Below are 19766 nucleotides of genomic sequence, written 5' to 3' on the forward strand. Positions count from 1 at the left end.
CCATGTCGTTGACGATCGCGGGTGAGTCGTTCGGATCGCGCCTGATCCTCGGCACCGGCGGGGCGTCATCGCTCGCCGCGCTGGAAGAGGCGATCACAGCGAGCGGGACAGAACTGGTGACGGTGGCCCTGCGCCGGATCGACACGGCGGCCACGATGGGCGGCGGCCTCCTCGACCTGCTCGGCCGCTGCGGGGTACGGCTGCTGCCGAACACCGCCGGCTGTTACACCGCCACCGAGGCGGTCAAGGTGGCGCACCTGGCGCGCGACGCGTTCGAGACGTCCTGGGTCAAGCTCGAGGTGATCGGTGACGAGCGGACGCTCCTGCCAGACGGTGTCGAGCTGATCCGCGCCGCCGAAGAGCTGGTCTCGGATGGGTTCACCGTGCTGCCGTACACCACGGACGACCCGATCCTGGCGCGCCGGCTGGCCGATGTCGGCTGCGCCGCGGTCATGCCGGCGGGCGCGCCGATCGGATCCGGGCTCGGCATCACCAACCCGCACCACATCACGCTGATCAGGCAGAGCGTCGAGGTGCCGGTGATCCTCGACGCCGGGATCGGCACGGCTTCCGACGCCGCGCTGGCGATGGAGCTGGGCTGCGACGGCGTACTGCTCGCCAGCGCGGTCACCCGCGCGGCCGACCCGGGGCGCATGGCGGCGGCGATGCGGCACGCGGTCGAGGCGGGCTGGCTGGCGGCGGGCGCCGGCCGCATCCCGAGACGCTTCCACGCATTGGCGTCCACGCCCGACGAAGGGCGGCCGGACCTGTGAGGGGCGTTGTCGTCCTGACAGATCGGCGGCAGGCGACGCGGCCGCTGGTGCCCCTTGTCGAGTCGGCAGTGGAAGGCGGTGCGCGGTACGTCGTACTCAGGGAAAAAGATCTGCCGCGTGAGGAGCGTGCGGCGCTGGCGGCGGCGCTGCGGTCTGTGCTCGCGCCGATCGGAGGCCGGCTCGTCGTCGCGGGCCCGGACCCGCTCGGCGGCGATGCCGTGCACCTGACGTCCGGCGGCCCGTACCCGCCGCCCGAGCTGGCGCTGGTGGGCCGCTCCTGCCACGACGCGGCGGAGTTGGAGCGGCTGACCACCGAGCACTACGCGATGGTGTCGCCGGTCTTCCCGACGGCATCGAAGCCCGGGTACGGCCCGCCGCTGGGCATCGGCGGCCTTGCGCGTCTGGTCGCGCGCAGCCCGGTGCCGGTGCTCGCGCTCGGCGGGGTGACGCCGCAGACCGCGCGGGACTGCATCGCCGCAGGTGCGGCGGGTGTGGCGGTCATGGGCACGGTCATGCGGGCGGACGACCCCGCACACGTGGTCCGGGGCCTGGTGAGTGCGACGAAGTCCGTCGGACCTTTCGCCGCCCGGGGTGGGGTGAGGTCATGACACCACCGATCGCCCTCACGGTCGCCGGTTCCGACTCGGGCGCCGGGGCGGGCATCCAGGCCGACCTGAAGGTCTTCGCCGCGCTGCGGGTGTATGGCACGTGCGTGGTCACGGCGGTGACCGCGCAGAACACCCGCGGGGTGCACGACGTGTACCCGCTACCCGGGAACGTGGTGGGTGCCCAGCTCACCGCTGTCCTCGATGACCTGCCGCCGCTGGCGACCAAGACCGGGATGCTCGCGAGCGGGGAGGTGGCAGCCGCGGTAACGGCGAAGGCGCGCGCCGGGCTCCTGCCCAACCTGGTCGTCGACCCGGTGCTGGAGTCGTCGAGCGGGCGCCGGCTGGGCGTGGTGAGCGCCATCGAGCGGCTGCTGCCGTACGCGCTGGTGGCGACCCCCAACTGCGAAGAGGCGTCCGCGCTGGTCGGCTGGCCGGTCGCCACGCCCGCCGACATGGCCGGCGCGGCCGGGCAGCTCGCCTCGGGCGGGCCGAAGTTCGTGGTGGTGACCGGCGGTGACCTGGCCAGCGGCGACGAGGCGGTCGACGCGATGTGGACGGACGCGGGCGTGCGCTTCCTGCGGTACCCCCGCATCGCGACCCGCAACACTCACGGCACCGGCTGCACGTTCTCCGCCGCGATCGCCGCGCGGCTCGCGCTCGGCGACGCGGTGCCGCAGGCCGTGACGTTCGCGAAGCAGTACGTCGCCCGGGCGCTCGCAGACGCCCGGGAGTGGAAGTTGGGCAGCGGTACGGGTCCGCTCGACCACTTTGGTTTTGAAAATGATCGCTGTGGCTTGGAGGCATGATGGCAAGTCGTCGCAAGGTGTACGTATCCGGTAGCCGGCCGGACATCCAGGTGCCGTTCGCGGAGGTGGATCTGACGGGTGACAACCCGCCGGTCCGGCTGTACGACACCTCGGGACCCGGCTCCGACCCTTCGGTGGGGCTGCCGGCGCTCCGCGGACCCTGGATCGCTTCCCGGGGTGATGTGGCGCCGGCGCGGGGTGCGGGTACGCCATTGGCGGGTACCCGCCCGACGCAGTTGGCCTATGCGCGGGCCGGTGTGATCACGCCGGAGATGGAGTTCGTGGCGATCCGGGAAGGCGTGTCACCCTCACTCGTGCGCGATGAGATCGCCGCCGGCCGTGCCGTGCTGCCCGTCAACGTCAACCACCCCGAGAGCGAGCCGATGATCATCGGCAAGCGCTTCCTGGTGAAGGTCAACGCCAACATCGGCACGTCCGCGGTCAGCTCGTCGATCGCGGAGGAGGTCGAGAAGCTGACCTGGGCCACCAAGTGGGGCGCCGACACCGTGATGGACCTGTCCACCGGCAAGCGCATCCACGAGACCCGCGAGGCGATCATCCGGAACTCCGCCGTGCCCATCGGCACCGTGCCGATCTACCAGGCGCTGGAGAAGGTGGGCGGCGACCCGGTGAAGCTGTCCTGGGACGTGTACCGGGACACCATCATCGAACAGTGTGAGCAAGGCGTCGACTACATGACGGTGCACGCCGGGGTGCTGTTGCGGTACGTGCCGCTGGCCGTCGACCGGGTCACCGGCATCGTTTCGCGCGGCGGGTCCATCATGGCGGCGTGGTGCCTGGCCCACCACGAGGAGAACTTCCTCTACACGAACTTCGCTGAGCTTTGCGCACTGCTCGCGAAGTACGACGTGACGTTCTCGCTGGGTGATGGGCTGCGGCCGGGGTCGATCGCGGACGCCAACGACGAGGCTCAACTGGCGGAGCTGCGCACCCTTGGTGAGCTGACGAAGGTGGCGTGGGAGCACGACGTCCAGGTGATGATCGAGGGCCCCGGTCACGTGCCGATGCACAAGATCAAGGAGAACGTGGACCTCCAGCAGGAGTGGTGTCACGAGGCGCCGTTCTACACGCTCGGCCCACTGACCACGGACATCGCGCCCGCGTACGACCACATCACGTCCGCTATCGGCGCGGCGATCATCGGCATGTTCGGGACGGCGATGCTCTGCTACGTCACGCCGAAGGAGCACCTGGGCCTGCCGGACCGTGACGACGTCAAGGCCGGCGTTATCGCGTACAAGATCGCCGCACACGCCGCGGACCTGGCGAAGGGGCACCCGGGCGCGCAGGCGTGGGACGACGCGCTGTCGAAGGCGCGGTTCGAGTTCCGGTGGCAGGATCAGTTCAACCTGGCGCTCGACCCGGAGACCGCGCGGGCGTACCACGACGCGACGCTGCCGGCGGAGCCCGCGAAGACCGCGCACTTCTGCTCGATGTGCGGCCCGAAGTTCTGCTCCATGAAGATCACCCAGGAGCTCAAGGAGTACGCCGAGAGGGGCATGCAAACCAAGTCTGACGAATTCGTGGAGTCCGGCTCCCGCGTATATCTCCCGCTGGCGTAAGGCTAGGTGGGGTCGCGGTCGGCAAGGCCACTGACCCAGTCGACGTACTCCTCGTCGCGGCGTGGGATGGGCGCCGGCGCGGCGTCGCTGGCCGGTGCGGGCGTGTCGGTGCGTGGCTCGTCCGCCGGCTGGGCGGGCACCTCCACCGGCGGCGCGGACTTGCGGCGGCCGAACAGGCCGCGTCGCGGGCGCTTCTGGGTGGCTTGGTCAGGCTCTGCCGGGGCTGGCGTGAACTCCGGCCCCGGCATCTTGCCGCCCGCGGCCTGGCGGCCGGCGGAAAAGGCAGCCGCCGCCTCGGACGCGGTGGGGTTGCGGGCCGGGCCGCCCTGCTGCCAGCCCGCGAGCGGGGCTGCCACACCTGCCGCCCACTCGGGCGCAAGCGGCGGCCCGGAAGGTTGCCGGTCGGCGCCCTGGGCGGCGCCGGACTCCTGGCCCGTGTAGGGCGGGTTGGCGGCGGGCGGGCCGGGGGCCGCGAATGCCTCGGCGCGGGAACCGCGCCGGCCCCGCTTCCGTAGTGGGGCCTTGTCCGTGGGCTGGTCGGGCGAGTCCGGCGTGGCGACACCGCGCTCGTCGCCGCCTTGGTCGAGCGCTCCGAAGTCGCGAGCCCGGGTGTCGGGCGCGCCACCACGGGCCGCTGGATCCGGGGCGCCGGACGCTGGGCGATCGTGGGTGCTCTGGTCCGGCCGCGCGCGGTCCTGTGCGCCGCGGTCGGATCCGGCGGGGTCGCCGCCGGAGCGGTCCGTCGACGGGCGGTCCGGGGCGGAGTCGGGGGTGGCGTGGTCTGGACCGGCGTCGGGAGTCGGAGCGGGGTCGGCTGGGACCGGCCGGCGGATGGTGGTCGCGAGCATCGAGCCGAGCGCGCCGGCGGCGACAGCGACCAGGGCGCCCCAGTACGGCGCGGCCTGGTATTTGTCGGTGTCGGTGCCCGGCCCCGCGACCAGGTACGCGAGCGACAGCATCGCCGGGCCCACCACGCCGGCGGCGGCGAGCGTCCGGGACGGCCGGCCGAGCCAGCGGCCGAGGCCGGCCGTGATTGCGCCAGCGGCCAGCGCCAGCAGCGGCATGGTGATGACCCCGAGGCGCTGGGCCGTGCCGGTCGATAGAGTGGTCGGGTCGTAGACGCCGAGCCGCACCGCCGGCTGGGGGTCGCCCAGCGACTGCCCCATGGAGATCAGCCCGAGGAGCCAGGCGCCGGAGGTCACCACGACGACGTTCCAGAAGAGGGCGTCCTGGCTGAGCACCGCGATGGCCGCGAACAGGCCGGCGATCGTGCCGAGGCCGGCGGAGAGGCCGATGATCAGTACGGGGTCGCCGGTGGGCACGTCGGCCCCGCGCGCCGGCAGCATCGCCAGCGGCACGGCGGCCGCCGCGCCGACGCTCGCGGCGATCGAGTACAGGATCCGCGAACCCGTCCCGCCGTGGTACCCGTGCCGGACGGCGCGCCTGTTGCCGGCGACGGCGCCCACGACGGCGGCCACGATGGGGAACCACGTGACCCAGGCGAGCTGCGCCATCCACTGGTTTTCCTCAGCGGCGGTGAATGTGCGGTCGAGCCGCACGATCCCGAGACCGAACGCGACGCCGAGTTGACTCGTGCTGGCCAGCAGCCCGACGGCGAGCGCGGTGACCAGCACCCTGCCCCAGGTCCGAAGTGCCATGCCGGCACGTTACGTCGAGCGGGCCCTGTCCGCCAACACGCATCGATGCCGTTACCGAGAGAGACGGGTTAAAGTCCGGTGTGGGCCTGGATACGTCGGTGGTCATCGTCGGTGCCGGCCCGGCCGGTTTGACGCTGGCAAACCTTTTGCGGCGATCAGGTGTGAATTGCGTGGTTCTGGAGAAGCAGAGCCGATCCTATGTGGAGCGCCGCCAGCGGGCTGGCATCCTGGACTACCGCTCGGCGCGGATCTTCGAGGAGTGGGGCCTCGCGGAGCAGGTCCTCTCCGGCGCGCCACCCGACACCCGTATCGAGATCCGGGTCGACGGGGCCCCGCGCCACCTGGACGTGCCGAGCCTCGCGGGCGGGCGTCACAGCCGGCTGCTGCCGCAGCAGTTCGTCGTCCAGCGGCTGCTCGAGGCGTACGTGGATGGCGGCGGCGACATGCGCACCGACGCGAGCGACGTGGCACTGCACGGCATCGACGGCGACCGCCCGCAGGTCACGTACCGGGACGCGGCCGGCGAGGAGCAGCGGATCGAGTGCGACTACGTGGCCGGCTGCGACGGGCACCACGGGGTGACGCGACGCAGCGTGCCGGAGGAGGCGCTCACCACGTACACGTACGACCACGGCATCGGCTGGATCACCGTGCTGGCGGACGCGCCCGCACCCCGGTACCCGCTGTTCGCGGTGAGCGGGCACGGGTTCGCGGCACAGTTCCCGCGCGGACCGCGCGCCAGCCGGTACTACCTCCAGCGCCCGCCGGGCGACCCATTGACGAACTGGCCGGACGACCGGGTGTGGGAGCAGCTGCGGGCGCGGCTCGGTGACCCCGACCTGCCCGCCGGACCCGTCACCGAGAAGGCCCTGGTCGACATGCGCAGCTTCGTCGTCGACCCGATGTCGTACGGCCGGCTGTATCTCGTGGGCGACGCCGCCCACATCATCACGCCGATGGGCGGCAAGGGCATGAACCTGGCCCTGGCCGACGCCGAGGTGCTGGCGAGAGCGCTGGTGGCGGCGTTGAAGGACGACGACGGCGAAGAACTGCGGGCGTACTCCGCGACGTGCCTGCGGCGCACCTGGGACTACCAGGAGTTCTCCCGCTGGATGCAGGAGATGCTGCACGACGCCGGCGACGACAGCGTGACGGGCCCGTTCCGGCGAAAGCTGGCCCGGGCTCGGCTGGACCGTCTGTTCACGTCACCCACGGCGGCAACCGCCTTTGCCACGATGATGGCCGGTACGGACTGATTCGCGCGCCGAGTATCCCCGAGTAACGCAATTGCCATGATCAATGTATATGCCTTTTCGTCCAATTGATCGGCGCCTCGTCCATATGGATAGAGTCTGATGTGGACACAACGACGGTGGCGATTATAGGTGCGGGGCCGGCTGGCCTGACGCTTGCGAACCTGCTACAGCGGTCCGGAGTGGACTGTGTGGTGCTGGAGCGGCGCCGCAGGTCCTATATAGAGCACAGGCAGCGAGCGGGCGTCCTTGAGCACCGGGCGGTCCGGATGCTGGAGGAGTGGGGGCTGGGCGACCAGGTGCTGGCGGGCGTACCGGTCGATGGCCTGCTGGAGTTCCGGATAGACGGCGTGCCGCGGCATCTGGATGTGCCGGCGCTGGCCGGCGGGCGGCACAGCCGGCTGATGCCGCAACAGGTGCTCGTGCAACGGCTGATCATGGCGTTCGAGACCGGCGGCGGCGACCTGCGGACCGAAGCGGAAGGCGTGGCTCTGCACGGCCTCGACGAGGACAGGCCGGTGGTCAGGTACCACGATGCGGCCGGCATGGGCCGCGAGTTAGCGTGCGACTACGTGGCCGGCTGTGACGGCTTCCGAGGGCTGAGCCGGCGCAGCGTGCCCGAGGGCGCACTGACCACCTACGCGTACGACCACGGCGTCGGGTGGGTCACCGTGCTCGCCGACACGCCCGCGCCGCGGCGCCCGTTGCTGGCGGTCAGTGAACACGGGTTCGCGGCGCACTTTCCCCGCGGGCCGCACGCCAGCCGGTACTACCTGGAGTGCACACCCGGTGAAACGCCGGCAGCCTGGCCCGACGACCGCATCTGGAAGCAACTGCGGCTCCGGCTGGGCGACGACGATCTCCCCGTCGGGTCGGTCACCGCGACGTCCATGGTGGAGATGCGTAGCTACGTGGTCGACCCGATGTCGTACGGGAGGCTGTTTCTCGTCGGCGATGCGGCGCATGTCATCACGCCGATGGGCGGGAAGGGTATGAACCTGGCGCTCTCCGACGCGGAGACGCTGGCCATGGTGCTGCGCGCGGCAGTACGGGATGGTGACTGTTCGGCGCTGCGCACCTATTCGACCACCTGCCTGCGACGGACCTGGGACTATCAGGACTTCTCGCGGTGGATGATGGAGATGGTGCACGACGCCGGAGACGCTTCCCGGCACGGGCCGTTCCGTCGCGAGCTGGCCCGCGCGCGGCTGGCGCGGCTCTTCGAGTCCGCGGCGGCGGCCACCGCCTTCGCGGTGCTGCGAGCTGGCGTGGACTGACCCTGCCGCGACTACGAGGTGGGCGTCTTCACCCCGCGCGGGCGGTCCTGGTGGTGCGCCACCGGCGCTGCCGGCGGCCCGTCCGGGGTGAGCAGCAACTCGTGCAGCTCGGCGCTGACCTGCGCGACCTCTTCGAGGTGGGCGTTGTGGCCGAGCGAGCGCGGACGGGGGATGTTGACCTCGACGACCCGGCGCAGGCGACCCGGGCGCGCGCTGAGCACCACGACACGGTCGGCGAGCAGCACCGCCTCGTCGATCGAGTGCGTGACGAATACCGTCGTCGCGCCCAGCTCCATATGGATGCGCTGCAACTCGGCGGAGAGTTCCTGGCGGGTGAGCGCGTCGAGAGCGGAGAACGGCTCGTCCATCAGCATGACCTTGGGCTGCTGCATGAGCGCCCGGCAGAGCGCCACCCGCTGCTGCATCCCGCCGGAGAGCTCGTGCGGCTGTCGCTTGTGGAAGTCGGTCAGCCCGACGATGTCGAGCAGGCGCATCGCCCGCTCGCGCTGGCTGGCCTCGCGCCAGCCGAAGATCTCCGCTGGCAGCAGCACGTTGTCGAGCACCGACCGCCAGGGCAGCAGGGCCGGGCGCTGGAACATCATCGAGATGTCGCGCCGCGGCTTCGTGACGAGGGAATCGGCGACGGCGACCTCACCACCGGTCGGCGTGATGAGCCCGGCGATCAACCTGAGCAATGTGGACTTTCCACAACCGGACCGCCCAATCACCGCCACGAACTCGCCCTCGCGGACGGCTATGTTGATGTTTCGCAGCGCTTCTACGGTGCCCGAGCGACCCCGGAAGGTGTGCGACACGCCGGACAGTCGAATCATCGTGCTTCTCCCAATTCTGGGCCGCGTCGTCGGATGTCAGGTTAGCTGGCCGGGCTTGTGGAGGGTATCGCGCCGTAGTGGATCATCCAATGGTCGATTTCTGCCACATGACGCCTCGGGCACCTGTCCCGTTCCGATCATGATGATTCGCCCGCTATCGTGCCAACGTTACCGCGCTGGAGGTGTTTGGTGGGACGACTGGGCGTGGCCGGTGCCGCCGTCGCGGCGGCCCTGGCGCTGGCCACCGCCGGCTGCGGCGACACCGACGACGCCGACACCGGTAGGCCAGCGGCGGAGAAGGTCACGTACCTGACCGGAGCTGGCGTGCAGGGCCGCGAGGCATACGTGTACATGGCGATCGAGAAGGGCTACTTCGCGGCCGCAGGCTTCGACGTCGAGGTACGGCCGGGCAACGGCACCAACCAGAACCTCCAGCTCCTCCAGAGTGGACAGGCCGACTTCGCGGTCGTGGACATCACCGCGGCGCTCATCGAGTACGGCCGCGGCACCTTTACAGACTTCACCGTCGTGAGCGCGCTACACCAGCGCAACCTCTCGTGCATCGCGGCGATCGCGGGTAAGGGCATCGCGCAACCCCGCGACCTGGCCGGCAAGAAGATCGGCTACCTGCCGGGCGGCGTCGTCAAGGCGCTCTTCGACGCGTACGCCGGACGAGCCGGTCTCGACGCCGGCGCGATCGAGTGGGTCAACATGCCGGCGCAACAGATGCCGCAGAACCTGGCCGCGGGCACCATCGACGCTGCCACCCAGCTCGTGGTGGGCGCGCCAGCGATCGAGGCCGCCGCGAAGGGGCAGAAGGCCGTCGTGTTGCCGCTCAGCGACCATCTGCCTGACCTGTACGGCAACGGCATCGCGGTCGGCCGCGCGGCCGCCACGGACCGGCCCGACCGGGTCCGGCGGTTCAACGACGCGGTGCTCAAGGGGCTCGCAGACGTGATCGCCGACCCGGCTGAGGCGGGCCGGATCTACGCCAAGTACCAGAAGATCCAACCGCCCGCTGTGGCCGCCGCCGAGGTGCGGCTCATGGTGCCCTACGCGACCGGCGGCACGGCGCTCGGCGTGCTCGACGAGGCGCGGATGACCCGCAACGTCGAGCTGGTCCACAGTGCCGGTGCGATGCCGAAGGTGGTCGAGCCGGCCGACGTCGTCTCGTTCGACCTGGCACCGAAGGGCTGACATGCCGGACACCCGGGGCGGCCGGTGGTCGGCCGTCGCGGCGATTGGCCTGCCGGTGGGCGGCGCGGTCGCCACGGTGGGCCTGTGGTGGCTTGTCATCATCGCGTTCGGCATCGAGTCGTACGTGGCGCCCACCCCGCCCGAGGTGGCCGCTACGTTCGGCCGGATGCCGGGGTATCTGCTCGAGAACGCCTGGGTCACGCTGGTGGAGACGTTGCTGGGCTTCGCGATCACGATCGTGGCTGGTGTGCTGGTGGGTACCGTGCTGGCCGGTTCCCGACCGGTCGAGCGGGCGTTCATGCCTACCCTGGTCGCGCTCAACGCGGTGCCGAAGCTGGCCTTTGCGACGCTGCTCATCGTCTGGATGGGGTACGGGCGCGGACCCAAGGTCGTGATGGTGATCCTGATGTGCTTCTTCCCGATCGTGCTGGCCACCGCGACCGGCCTCACCCGCACGCCGGCCGAGCTGGTGGAGCTGGCGCGGGCGCTGTCCGCGTCCCGCTGGCAGGCGTTCGCGAAGATTCGCTTTCCGGCGGCGCTGCCGCAGGTTTTCATCGGACTGAAGGTGGCGATGCCGCTCGCCGTCATCGGCGCGCTCGTGGGTGAGCTGTTCGGGTCCACGGCCGGGCTTGGGTTCGTGATCCAGACCGCTGGCGCGGACACCGCACTCAGCTTCGCCGCGATCGTGCTGCTCGCGCTGATGAGCATGGTGCTGTTTTATGCGCTCGTCGCGGTCGAGCGGCTGCTGGTGCCCTGGGTACCGGAGACCACCGCATGACCCACAAAGCATGCTTTGAACACATCGGCGGGAATGAGTAGGATCTTCCGAGTGGGAAGCCCGAGCGTGACTTACTCATTCGACAATGACGACGCCGAGGCTGGCGATCGGCACAATTACCTCTCCACGGTGTGTGACGAGTTCACCTTCGCCCGACTGGCCACAGTGGGCAGCCTGGCCGGGCGGCGGTGCCTGGAGGTGGGTGCGGGCGGCGGGAGCGTGGCGCGGTGGCTGGCCGAGCGGGCCGGGCAGGTGCTCGCCACCGATATCAACCCCCGGCACGTGCCGGGGGATGCCGGATACGACGTGCTGCGGCACGACCTGGTCACCGATCCGGTGCCCGACCCGCCGTGGCACCTGATCCACGCCCGGATGGTGCTGCTGCACATCCCGGAGCGGCGCGAGATCCTGTCGAGGCTCGCGGCCGCGCTGACGCCGGGCGGAGCGCTGGTGATCGAGGACTGGGACACCTCGTTTGGCAAGCTGGTCCTGGATGCGCCGGACGCCGAGACAGCAGACCTGGTGAACGACTACCAGCGCACGATGATCCAGACCATCCTCCCGAGCCGCGGCAACGATCCCGGCTGGGCGACCGAGGTGGGTGCCGCCATGCGCGCGGCCGGTCTGGTCGATGTGGACACTGAGATCCACGCCCGCGCGTGGCGGGGTGGCACGGCCGGCGCGATGTTGATCGAGGTGAACACCCGTCAGCTCTGGGCGGACTTCTTGAACGCCGGTTGGAGCGAGGAGCGGCTGAACGCGCTGTGCCAGGCGGTCGCCGACCCACGGCTGGTGGTGCGCGGCCACTTCGCCTACTCCACGATCGGTTACCGGCCCGCCTGACCTTCACGATCAGGGCGTCCTTCCCGTCGTTCCAACGACCGGAGGGGCGCCCTGATCGCGTGTGGGGCTGTCAGCCGGCGATTTCGCGGGCCCACGGCAGGAGCAGACGCTCCGCCAGCACGGTGAGGTAGTACAGGCTGACGCTGATGGTCGCCAGCAGCACGATCGACGCGAACGCGAGTGCGGTATCGAGACTCGCGCCAGACAGTGCGATGACCGAGCCCAGGCCGCGGTCGGGATTCTGGATCTCCGCCACGACCGCGCCGATGACGGCCAAGGTGATGGCGACCTTGAGCCCGACGAAGATCTGCGGCAGGGCCCACGGCAGGCGGATCTTGACGTACGCCTGCCACCAGGACGAGGACAGCGCACGGCTCAGCTCGCCCAGGTCGGATGGGGTGGAGGTCAGGCCGGCCATGGAGGCCACCACGATGGGCAGGAAGCAGATGACGATGACCAGTGCGATCTTCGGGCCCCGGCCGAAGCCCAGCCACACCACGAGCAACGGCGCGAGGGCCACCTTCGGTATCGAGTTCAGCGCGACGAGCAGCGGCATCGTGGCCCGCTCGATGGTGCGGGACGCGGACAGGATCATGGCGACCGTGATCGCGCCCACGCACGCGGTGCCGTAGCCGATCATGATGGTGGTGAATGTGGCCCACGCCTGCTCCAGCAGGTAGCCGGGCTGATCGAGGAACGATTCGATGATTTCGGGTGGCGCCGGCAGGATGACGCTTTTGATATCGAAGAGAATCTTCGACAGCCACCACACGGCGACGAAGACCGTCACGCCGATCAGCGGCAGCACCGGTGCGGACGCGCGCGACCCCCAGGTGCGCTGGGTCTTCTCTTTCATGGTCGACTCTCTGTCTGGGGCTTGGTAGCGGTGCCGGGTGCCTAGGTAGAGCGCACCCGGCACCGGCGGGTCACGCCTTGACGATCAGGTCCGTGGCCACGAGATCTTCCGGCTTCACGCCCGCCTTGATCAGGTTCAGCGACTCCAGGAGTGCGATCGCACGGGCCGCCCGCTGGGTGTCGATGGAGCCGAGCGGCGCGCCGGAGGTCGGCTTCGTGTAGGGCGTCATCGAGACGATCTCACCCTTCGCCGCGGCCACGTTGGCCGCTGGCTGTGCCGTCTTGAGAATCTGCGCAGCCTCGTCGGGGTTGTCCAGCGTGTACTGCAGGGCCTTGAGCATCGCGTCCCGGAACCGCTTGACCAGCTCGGGCTTGTTCTTGGCGGTCTCGTTCGAGGTGAAGATGCCGTTGCCATACAGGTCGGTCAGGTAGTTGCCGTAGGGCAGGACGACCGCCTTCTTGCCGCCGGCCGCGTTCTCGATGCCCGTCTTGCCGATGAGGAAGGTGCTGAGCGCGTCCACCTGGTGCTGGGCCAGCAGGCCAGCGAGCTGCGTGGGCTGCGCGTCCTTCCAGGTCACCTTCTTCTCGTCGATGCCGGCCAGCTTGGCGTACGCGGGGAAGAGCAGCTGGTTCACGGAGGCGGTAGCGGCGGCGATCGTCTTGCCCTCCAGGTCTTTCGGCCCGGTGACGTTGTAGCCCTCCAGCGAGATGATCGAGACCAGCGTCTGCTGGTGGACCGCCAGGATGGTCTTCATCTCGGGCGCGGTTTCGAGCTTGCCCTCGGTGATGAACCCGCCCATCATGTCCAGGTTCACGAAGTCGGCCGCGCCGGCCTTGAGCGTCTTGATGTTTTCGCCGGTGGCCTTGCCGAGCTGGATGTCGACCTCGAGATTGGCTTCCTTGAAGTAACCCTTTTCCTTGGCTACCCAGGCGAACGCGTCCCGGCCAGCGGCGCCGAACGCGGTGACGTACGTGATCTTGTCTGGCGTGCCACTGGAGCCGGTGTCGGCGCCGGCGTCCGAGCCGGAATCGTCGCTGCAGCCGGCGGCGACGAGCAGGGCGGTGGCTAGCGCAGCCGTCGCCAGCGCGCGAGAGCGCCTGATCATTGTGTTTTCTCCTTAACCGGTGATCTGAGGGGGCGTTCAACGGTCTTACATATGGAGATATGTGACAGCGTCGGGTCTGTTGCCGGGGCCGATCCTAGTTGTCGCACGCGGCCCCCGGGTGCGGCGTCAGACCCGTAGCCGCCACCTGCCCGAGTTCGCCTCGAGCGCGACCAGAGCCTGCGGCATCAGCGCGGAGTGGTTGTCCGGCGTGATCCGAAGTGGACCGCTCAGGCCGTCGACCTTGATCGACTCCAGCGCGTCGCGCACCGCCTCGCGATCGGTGCCACCACTCTGGTTCATGGCATCCGCCAGCAGCTGGAGCGCGTCCGCGGCGAACGAGGCGGGTCCGAAGTAGCTGCCGTACCGCGACGTGTAGTCACCGAACCACTGCTTGCGTGCGGCCTTGGCGGGGTTGGTCGCGATGACGTCGTCGATCGCCATTGTCTGGGTGAAGACAAGCGTGGTGTTCTGCGGCGCCTGCTGCATGAACAGCTCCCCAGCGGCGGCCGCGTCGAAGTAGATGGGGCCGCGGTACCCGGCCGCCCGGGCAGCGGCCGCCACCCGCTGCGCCTGGTCGGCGAACGCCCAGACCACCAAGGAATCGGGATCGTCCTCCAGTGCTGTGCGCACGACCTGGCTGACGTCGGTGTCGGTGGTCTTGAACTGCCTTGTTGAGACGATCTTGGCAGTTTCGTCGCCGTCGAGCTCGCCGCGCATGGCGGCCTGACCGTCCTGCCCGTACGCGTCGTCGGTGGTCAGCACCGCGACCCGCTTGGCTCCGGTGTCGCGCAGCTCGCCGGCGATGAGCGCCGCGTCGTCGGCCGGGTTGGCGCCCACCTTGAATATGTACTGGCGTTCGTTCAGGGGGGTCGTCGCGGCGTTGACCGGCGCCAGCGAGATGGTCGGCACCTTGGCGTCGTTCGCTGTCTTGACCGCCGCGACGATGCAGTCGCCGCAGACGCCGGTGATGATCGCGGCGACGGCGGAGTTGCTGGTGAACTCGCTGATGTTCGAGGTGGACAGTGTCTTGTCGGAGCGGTTGTCGCGCACGTCGAGCTTTATACGACGCCCACCCAGCACGCCTGACACGTTGATCTGCTCGACCTTGAGACGCAGTGCGCGCTCGTAGGCTGTGCCCACAGCGGCCGCTGCACCGGACAGCTCCAGATCGGCGGCGATGAGAATGTCACCTTTGGACTCCGGCTCGCTTGCGGAGTCGCAGCCGGCTGCCGACGCCAGCAGGGCGGCGGACAACGCCGCCGCGAGGAGCGCGGAACGGGTGGGCCTCAACTCAGTCCTCCAGATGGCGGCCCGACAACAGGGCCCGCCTACAAGCGGCGATTGGTTAGCGGCATTGAACCGGAAGAACCTTGCCAATGGGGGACGCGGGGGTCAAGGGGGGCGGTACCTCAGCCGTGAGACTGCCATCCCGCATAGTGGACAGTCCTTGATCCTCAATGTCGTTACTCTGTATACACGGCCCGTCACGATGCGCTGTTTTGGCTGTTCGAGACCCCTCGATCTGATGTGACTGAGCGGTCATTAGGTCAGCTGCGACCGATTCCTGCCCGACTGAGGCTTCCCAAACAGGCTTTATATCTGATGAAATCGCCGCCGTGCCGCGTGCTGCGCTTCCCGGTGCACAAAAGTGGCGGCCGGGCGTGTGGAGCGCGGGAGACGACGACGGAGGCGATGTCGTGAGCACCGGACCTACGACCCTGCCCGCAAGCGGTGTGCAGGCCGGTGGCGGGCGTCGATTCCTGCCGCGCCTGCGCGACACCAAGATCAGAACCAAGCTGGGGCTGATCCTCGTCGTGCCGGTCATAGCTATCGTGGCACTGGCCGGGGTCCGGCTCGTCGACAGTGCGCAGCGTGCCGCCGACGCCAGCCTCATCCGATCCCTCACCAGGCTGTCGGCCGACGTTTCGGAGATAGCGCACGAGGCGCACAACGAGCGGATGGCGGCGGCCCGCTTCCTGACCAGCACCAACCCGGCCGGCGGCACGGCGGCGTTCACCCAGCAGACGCAGCGCACGGACGCGCTGGTCGCCGCCTACACCCGTGACCGGGCCGACCTCGGAGACGTGCCCGCCGCGGTCGAGGATCGGCTCGCGGACATCGACGACAAGCTGGGCGTGCTCGGTGCCATCCGGCAGGACGTGCTGTCCCGGGCGCAGCGCTCGCCGGCCGAGGCTGTGGTGCGGTACACCGGCATGATCGACTCCTTGGTCGAATACCCCCAGGTGGTTGGTCAGATCGCTGGCCAGGGCGAGCTGGCCGACAGGCTGCGCGCGGCGGCCGCGTTCGCCGATCTGAAGGCTGCCGTCGGCGACGAACAGGCGGTCACCTACGCGGCACTGGTGGGCGACGGCACCCTGGACCGCGAGCAGTACTCGGCCTTCGTCGCCACCCTGGCCAGCCAGCAGCAAGCCTTGGAAGAGTTCAACCTGACCGCCGACGCGGCGCAGCAGTCGATCGTCGGCGCGGCCGTCCGGGGCGACGCGGTCGACCTCTCCGACCGCGTGGCCAACCAGGTGGCCCAGTCGATCGGCGCCAACAGGGGTTCCCTCAACGCGGACGAGGCGTCCAGCGCCGTCGGCGCGATCACCAACCTCATGCGGTTCGCCGAGATCCGCCTGCAGGACCAGCTCGCCGCCGACGCCGATGTGCTGCGGGCCGACGTTGTCCGCCAGACCGTGATCGAGTCGATCGTGGTGCTCATCACGCTGATGCTGGCGATCACGCTCGCGGTCGTGTTGGTCCGCTCGCTGAACGGCTCGCTGCGTCGCCTGCGCGAAGGCGCCCTCGCCGTGGCCAACCGTGACCTGCCCGAGGCCGTCGCGAAGCTGCGCGACGTGCGCAGCCTCGGCGAAGGCGGCGCTGACGATGTGGTGCGGCAGGTCCGAGACGCGATTCGATTGCCCAACCGCGACGAGGTCGGCCAGGTGGCGCAGGCGTTCAACGTCGTACACAGGGAGGCGGTACGCATCGCGGCCGAGCAGGCCGCCCTGCGTACCAGCGTCTCCGCGATGTTCCTCAACCTGGCCCGCCGCAGTCAGGCGCTGGTCGACCGGATGATCGGCGAGCTCGACATGATCGAGCGCGGCGAGGAGGACCCCAAGCGGCTGGCCCAGCTCTTCCAGCTCGACCACCTCGCCACCCGAATGCGCCGCAACGACGAAAACCTGCTCGTCCTGGCCGGCGCCGACTCGACACCGCCACGCCGCGACGACGCGCTCCTGGTCGACGTGCTGCGGGCCGCCCAGTCCGAGGTCGAGCTGTACAACCGGATCGAGTTCGGCACGGTCGACGTCGACATCTCGGTGGCCGCGCACGCGGTCAACGACGTGGTGCGGCTCCTCGCCGAGTTGCTCGACAACGCCACCCGGTTCTCACCGCCCAACACCGTCGTGGTCGCCGACGCCCGGCGCATCCGCGACTACGTGCTGCTGCAGATCGAAGACCGCGGTCTCGGCCTCACCGAAGACCAGCTCGACGCGCTCAACCGCCGGTTGGCCCAGCCGCCCACCGTCGACGTGGCGGCTTTCCGGCTGATGGGCCTCGCCGTCGTGGGCCGGCTCGCGTCCCGGTACGGCATCCGGGTGGAGCTGCGCCCCAACGCCGAGGGCGGCACGGTCGCGCAGATCACCCTGCCGAGCGGCATCGTGGTACTGCCGAAGCCGCGCACCCGCGAGCAGGTGCTCTCCCGGCCGCGTTCGCCGCTCGCCGTCGAGCCGTCGCCGGCCAGTTCCGCGCCAGTGTCGGCGGGAGGCTGGCCGCAGCAGTCCGTCGTGTCCGCCCTGGGCGCGCGCACCTCCGCCGCGACCCTGTCCGACCCTTGGCCCGGCAGCGGCGCCCGTCCGGACTGGAACGACAACGCCGTACCCGTCAACGCGGCCGCGCAGACCAGCACCTACCCGACGCTCGGCGAATCGGCCGCGCAGGCGGGCCTTGGCAGCCCCACCGTGGCGTACCCGACCGTGTCGGGCCTGCCGCGCCGGGCGGGCGGTGCGACCGGCCAGCAGGAAACGATCATCCCGGCCACCGCGCACCCGATGACGCCAGCGATGCTGCCGCCCGCCGGTCTGCCTTCCGGGCCGGTCGCCGGGCCCGCGGCTGCCGCCGTGCGCGAAGATGCCGGCGAGGCGCCGATCTTCCGGGAGATGGAAGCGGTCTGGTTCCGCTCGCACGGGTCGGCGTCCACCGAGATCTTCAGCCGGCCACCGGGCGGCTTCGACCAGCCACCCGCTGCCGCCTCGCCCACCGCACCGCCGGCCACCCGGCCGACCGGGTTCGGTGCGGCCGCCCAGAGCGGCTCCGGCTCCGGGTTCGCACCGACGAATGGCGGGCAGGGCCAACCCCCGCGCCCGCCGGTGAGCCCGCCGGCCGCGTACAGCCCGCCTCCGGTGCCACCGGTCGCGCAGCCGGCGCCAGCGGCTGAGCCCGTAGTGCCGCGTCAGCGTCTCGGCACCGAAGACGGCTGGCGCACAGCTGCGGATGAGGGCTGGAAGCGGGCTGAGCGGGCCTCTCAGCCTCAACCGGCCGGCACCACTAGGTCCGGCCTACCCAAGCGGACTCCGCAGGCTCAGCTTGTGCCTGGCGGGGTGGAATCGAAGACCGGTCGGGAGAAGACCAGGCGGACCCCAGACGAGGTGCGCGGGCTGCTGTCGGCGTACCACCGGGGCGTGCAGCGCGGCCGTTCGGCCGGCAAGGCGCCCTCCTCGAACTCGACCAAGGAGACCAGCGGATGACCAGGCCGACGATGCAGGACATGAGTTGGCTGCTCAGCAACTTCGCCGACAGCGTCGCGGGGATCGCGCACGTCGTGGCGGTGTCGGCGGACGGCCTGCTCCTCGCGTCCTCGCGCGACCTGCCAACCGACCGGGCCGACCAGCTCGCCGCGATCACCTCCGGCGTGGTGAGCCTGACCGACGGAGCCTCCCGCATGTTCAGCGCCGGAGGCGTGCTCCAGACCGTCATCGAGATGGACAGCGGATACCTCTTCCTGATGTCCATCAGCGACGGTTCTTCCATGGCTGTGCTGGCGGCGCGGAGCTGCGACGTCGGCCAGGTCGGATACGAGATGGCGCTCCTGGTCGAACGGGTCGGTGCGGCGCTGTCGCCGGCTACCCGGGAGGCCGTGAGCCGCTAACGCCCACGTCTTTCGAAGGGAGGTGACCGCGTGATGGACCAGCCGCGCGAAGACCCGCGGGGCGCGTTGGTCCGGCCGTACGCGGTTACCCGTGGGCGTACCGAACCCCGCCAGGACATCGCCATCGAGGCGGTCCTGGTCGCATCCACGGCCGCCGTCCAGGAGTCCCGGTTCGCCGGCCACGACAAACACCGCATCGCCACCGTCTGCGAAAACCGCGCACAGTCGCTGGCGGAGATCGCGGCATACACCCGGCTGCCCTTGGGCGTGGCCCGGGTACTGGTCGCCGACATGGTGGCCGAGGGCCTGCTGACCCTGCACAGCGCCGCTCCGGTTGAAGCGTACGAGGAGCGGATGGAACTCCTTGAGAGGGTATTGAGTGGACTTCGCAGGCTATAACCCAGCGGAGCGACCTGGAAACCCAGCGGGTCAAGCCGGGGCGCGCCGCGGTCGAGGGATCACCTCCGCGAAGATCGTGGTCGCCGGCGGGTTCGGTGTGGGTAAGACGACGCTCGTCGGCGCGGTTTCCGAGATCACGCCGCTCACCACCGAAGCGGTGATGACGGCCGCTGGTGTCGGCATCGACGACCCGTCAAAGGTGCCCGGCAAGGAGACGACCACGGTCGCCATGGACTTCGGCCGCATCACCATGGCCGAAGACCTGATCCTGTACCTGTTCGGCACGCCCGGCCAGACCCGGTTCTGGTTCATGTGGGACGAGATCATCCGAGGTGCCGTGGGCGCCGCGGTGCTTGTCGACACCCGCCGGATCGCCGACGCCTTCGCGCCTCTGGACTACTTCGAGAACCGCCAGCTCCCGTACCTGGTGGCGCTGAACCACTTCGACGGCGCGCCCCGATACGAGCTGGACGAGGTGCGCGAGGCACTCGCGATCTCACCGCACGTGCCGCTGATGATGACCGACGCCCGCCACCGCGACCAGGTCAAGCAGGTGCTGGTCAGCGTTGTCGAGCACGCCATGATGATGCTGCGCGGCGAGCGCGGCAGGGGCGCTCCAGCGCCCGTGGGCTGACGTTGATGGCG

Annotated in this window: 18 protein-coding genes; 13 read left to right on the top strand and 5 right to left on the bottom strand. The window is 70.0% G+C overall.

Annotated elements, in window-relative coordinates:
• Nucleotides 1-2 precede the first annotated feature (2 nt).
• The 4 genes from V6V89_RS02545 to thiC are packed head-to-tail and all read left to right on the top strand — an operon-like array spanning nucleotide 3 to nucleotide 3770.
• A complete protein-coding gene (locus V6V89_RS02545; RefSeq protein WP_334617253.1) occupies nucleotides 3-773 on the top strand; it encodes a thiazole synthase in 771 nt (256 codons plus the stop codon).
• Nucleotides 770-1381, top strand: coding sequence for a thiamine phosphate synthase (locus tag V6V89_RS02550; RefSeq protein WP_442935051.1), 612 nt, complete (start codon nucleotides 770-772; stop codon nucleotides 1379-1381). The genes V6V89_RS02545 and V6V89_RS02550 overlap by 4 nt, the downstream gene beginning before the upstream one ends.
• A complete protein-coding gene (gene thiD / locus V6V89_RS02555) occupies nucleotides 1378-2187 on the top strand; it encodes a bifunctional hydroxymethylpyrimidine kinase/phosphomethylpyrimidine kinase (protein WP_334617255.1) in 810 nt (269 codons plus the stop codon). Before V6V89_RS02550 ends, thiD begins: the two co-directional genes overlap by 4 nt.
• Nucleotides 2187-3770 carry a phosphomethylpyrimidine synthase ThiC gene (thiC, locus tag V6V89_RS02560; RefSeq protein WP_334617257.1) on the top strand — a complete coding sequence of 528 codons (1584 nt, stop codon included), beginning with the start codon at nucleotides 2187-2189 and terminating at the stop codon, nucleotides 3768-3770. The genes thiD and thiC overlap by 1 nt, the downstream gene beginning before the upstream one ends.
• 2 nt (nucleotides 3771-3772) lie before the next feature.
• On the opposite strand, the gene V6V89_RS02565 is transcribed toward thiC, so the two are convergent.
• Nucleotides 3773-5428, bottom strand: a complete 1656-nt coding sequence (locus V6V89_RS02565) for a hypothetical protein (RefSeq protein WP_334617259.1) — start codon at nucleotides 5426-5428, stop codon at nucleotides 3773-3775.
• A gap of 98 nt (nucleotides 5429-5526) precedes the next feature.
• On the opposite strand from V6V89_RS02565, the gene V6V89_RS02570 reads away from it, so the two are divergent.
• Nucleotides 5527-6684, top strand: a complete 1158-nt coding sequence (locus V6V89_RS02570; protein WP_334617408.1) for a 4-hydroxybenzoate 3-monooxygenase — start codon at nucleotides 5527-5529, stop codon at nucleotides 6682-6684.
• Between the two features lie 116 nt (nucleotides 6685-6800).
• The gene (locus V6V89_RS02575) at nucleotides 6801-7958 is read left to right on the top strand and encodes a 4-hydroxybenzoate 3-monooxygenase (protein WP_334617261.1); all 1158 of its coding nucleotides are present in this window, start codon (nucleotides 6801-6803) and stop codon (nucleotides 7956-7958) included.
• Nucleotides 7959-7969: 11 nt separating this feature from the next.
• On the opposite strand, the gene V6V89_RS02580 is transcribed toward V6V89_RS02575, so the two are convergent.
• Entirely contained in the window at nucleotides 7970-8791 is an 822-nt protein-coding gene (locus tag V6V89_RS02580; protein WP_334617263.1) for an ABC transporter ATP-binding protein, read from the bottom strand.
• Between the two features lie 189 nt (nucleotides 8792-8980).
• Here V6V89_RS02580 and V6V89_RS02585 point away from each other — a divergent pair, with 189 nt between their 5' ends.
• From V6V89_RS02585 to V6V89_RS02595, 3 genes are all read left to right on the top strand, one after another.
• Entirely contained in the window at nucleotides 8981-9988 is a 1008-nt protein-coding gene (locus V6V89_RS02585) for an ABC transporter substrate-binding protein (RefSeq protein WP_334617265.1), read from the top strand.
• Nucleotide 9989: 1 nt separating this feature from the next.
• On the top strand, nucleotides 9990-10766 hold the full coding sequence (locus V6V89_RS02590) for an ABC transporter permease (protein WP_334617267.1): 777 nt from the start codon (nucleotides 9990-9992) through the stop codon (nucleotides 10764-10766).
• Nucleotides 10767-10832: 66 nt separating this feature from the next.
• Nucleotides 10833-11609 (top strand): methyltransferase domain-containing protein, encoded by a 777-nt coding sequence (locus tag V6V89_RS02595; RefSeq protein WP_334617269.1) that lies wholly within the window; start codon nucleotides 10833-10835, stop codon nucleotides 11607-11609.
• Between the two features lie 70 nt (nucleotides 11610-11679).
• Here the strand turns inward: V6V89_RS02595 and V6V89_RS02600 are convergent, their stop codons facing one another.
• The 3 genes from V6V89_RS02600 to V6V89_RS02610 form a co-directional block, all read right to left on the bottom strand.
• Nucleotides 11680-12465, bottom strand: a complete 786-nt coding sequence (locus tag V6V89_RS02600) for an ABC transporter permease (protein WP_334617271.1) — start codon at nucleotides 12463-12465, stop codon at nucleotides 11680-11682.
• Nucleotides 12466-12535: 70 nt separating this feature from the next.
• A complete protein-coding gene (locus V6V89_RS02605) occupies nucleotides 12536-13570 on the bottom strand; it encodes an ABC transporter substrate-binding protein (RefSeq protein ID WP_334617273.1) in 1035 nt (344 codons plus the stop codon).
• Nucleotides 13571-13696: 126 nt separating this feature from the next.
• The gene (locus V6V89_RS02610) at nucleotides 13697-14860 is read right to left on the bottom strand and encodes an ABC transporter substrate-binding protein (protein ID WP_334617275.1); all 1164 of its coding nucleotides are present in this window, start codon (nucleotides 14858-14860) and stop codon (nucleotides 13697-13699) included.
• A 407-nt stretch (nucleotides 14861-15267) separates the two neighbouring features.
• On the opposite strand from V6V89_RS02610, the gene V6V89_RS02615 reads away from it, so the two are divergent.
• Genes V6V89_RS02615 through V6V89_RS02630 form a run of 4 tightly spaced genes read left to right on the top strand, consistent with a single transcriptional unit; the run spans nucleotide 15268 to nucleotide 19755 of the window.
• A complete protein-coding gene (locus tag V6V89_RS02615) occupies nucleotides 15268-18321 on the top strand; it encodes a nitrate- and nitrite sensing domain-containing protein (protein WP_334617277.1) in 3054 nt (1017 codons plus the stop codon).
• Nucleotides 18318-18722, top strand: a complete 405-nt coding sequence (locus tag V6V89_RS02620) for a roadblock/LC7 domain-containing protein (RefSeq protein WP_334617279.1) — start codon at nucleotides 18318-18320, stop codon at nucleotides 18720-18722. The genes V6V89_RS02615 and V6V89_RS02620 overlap by 4 nt, the downstream gene beginning before the upstream one ends.
• A 33-nt stretch (nucleotides 18723-18755) precedes the next feature.
• The gene (locus tag V6V89_RS02625; RefSeq protein WP_265248441.1) at nucleotides 18756-19121 is read left to right on the top strand and encodes a DUF742 domain-containing protein; all 366 of its coding nucleotides are present in this window, start codon (nucleotides 18756-18758) and stop codon (nucleotides 19119-19121) included.
• Nucleotides 19102-19755: a GTP-binding protein gene (locus V6V89_RS02630; protein ID WP_442935052.1), complete on the top strand. Its 654-nt coding sequence runs from the start codon at nucleotides 19102-19104 to the stop codon at nucleotides 19753-19755. Before V6V89_RS02625 ends, V6V89_RS02630 begins: the two co-directional genes overlap by 20 nt.
• Nucleotides 19756-19766 lie beyond the last annotated feature (11 nt).

This window comes from Micromonospora sp. CPCC 206061 (assembly GCF_036906915.1).
Taxonomy (GTDB): Bacteria; Actinomycetota; Actinomycetes; order Mycobacteriales; family Micromonosporaceae; genus Phytohabitans.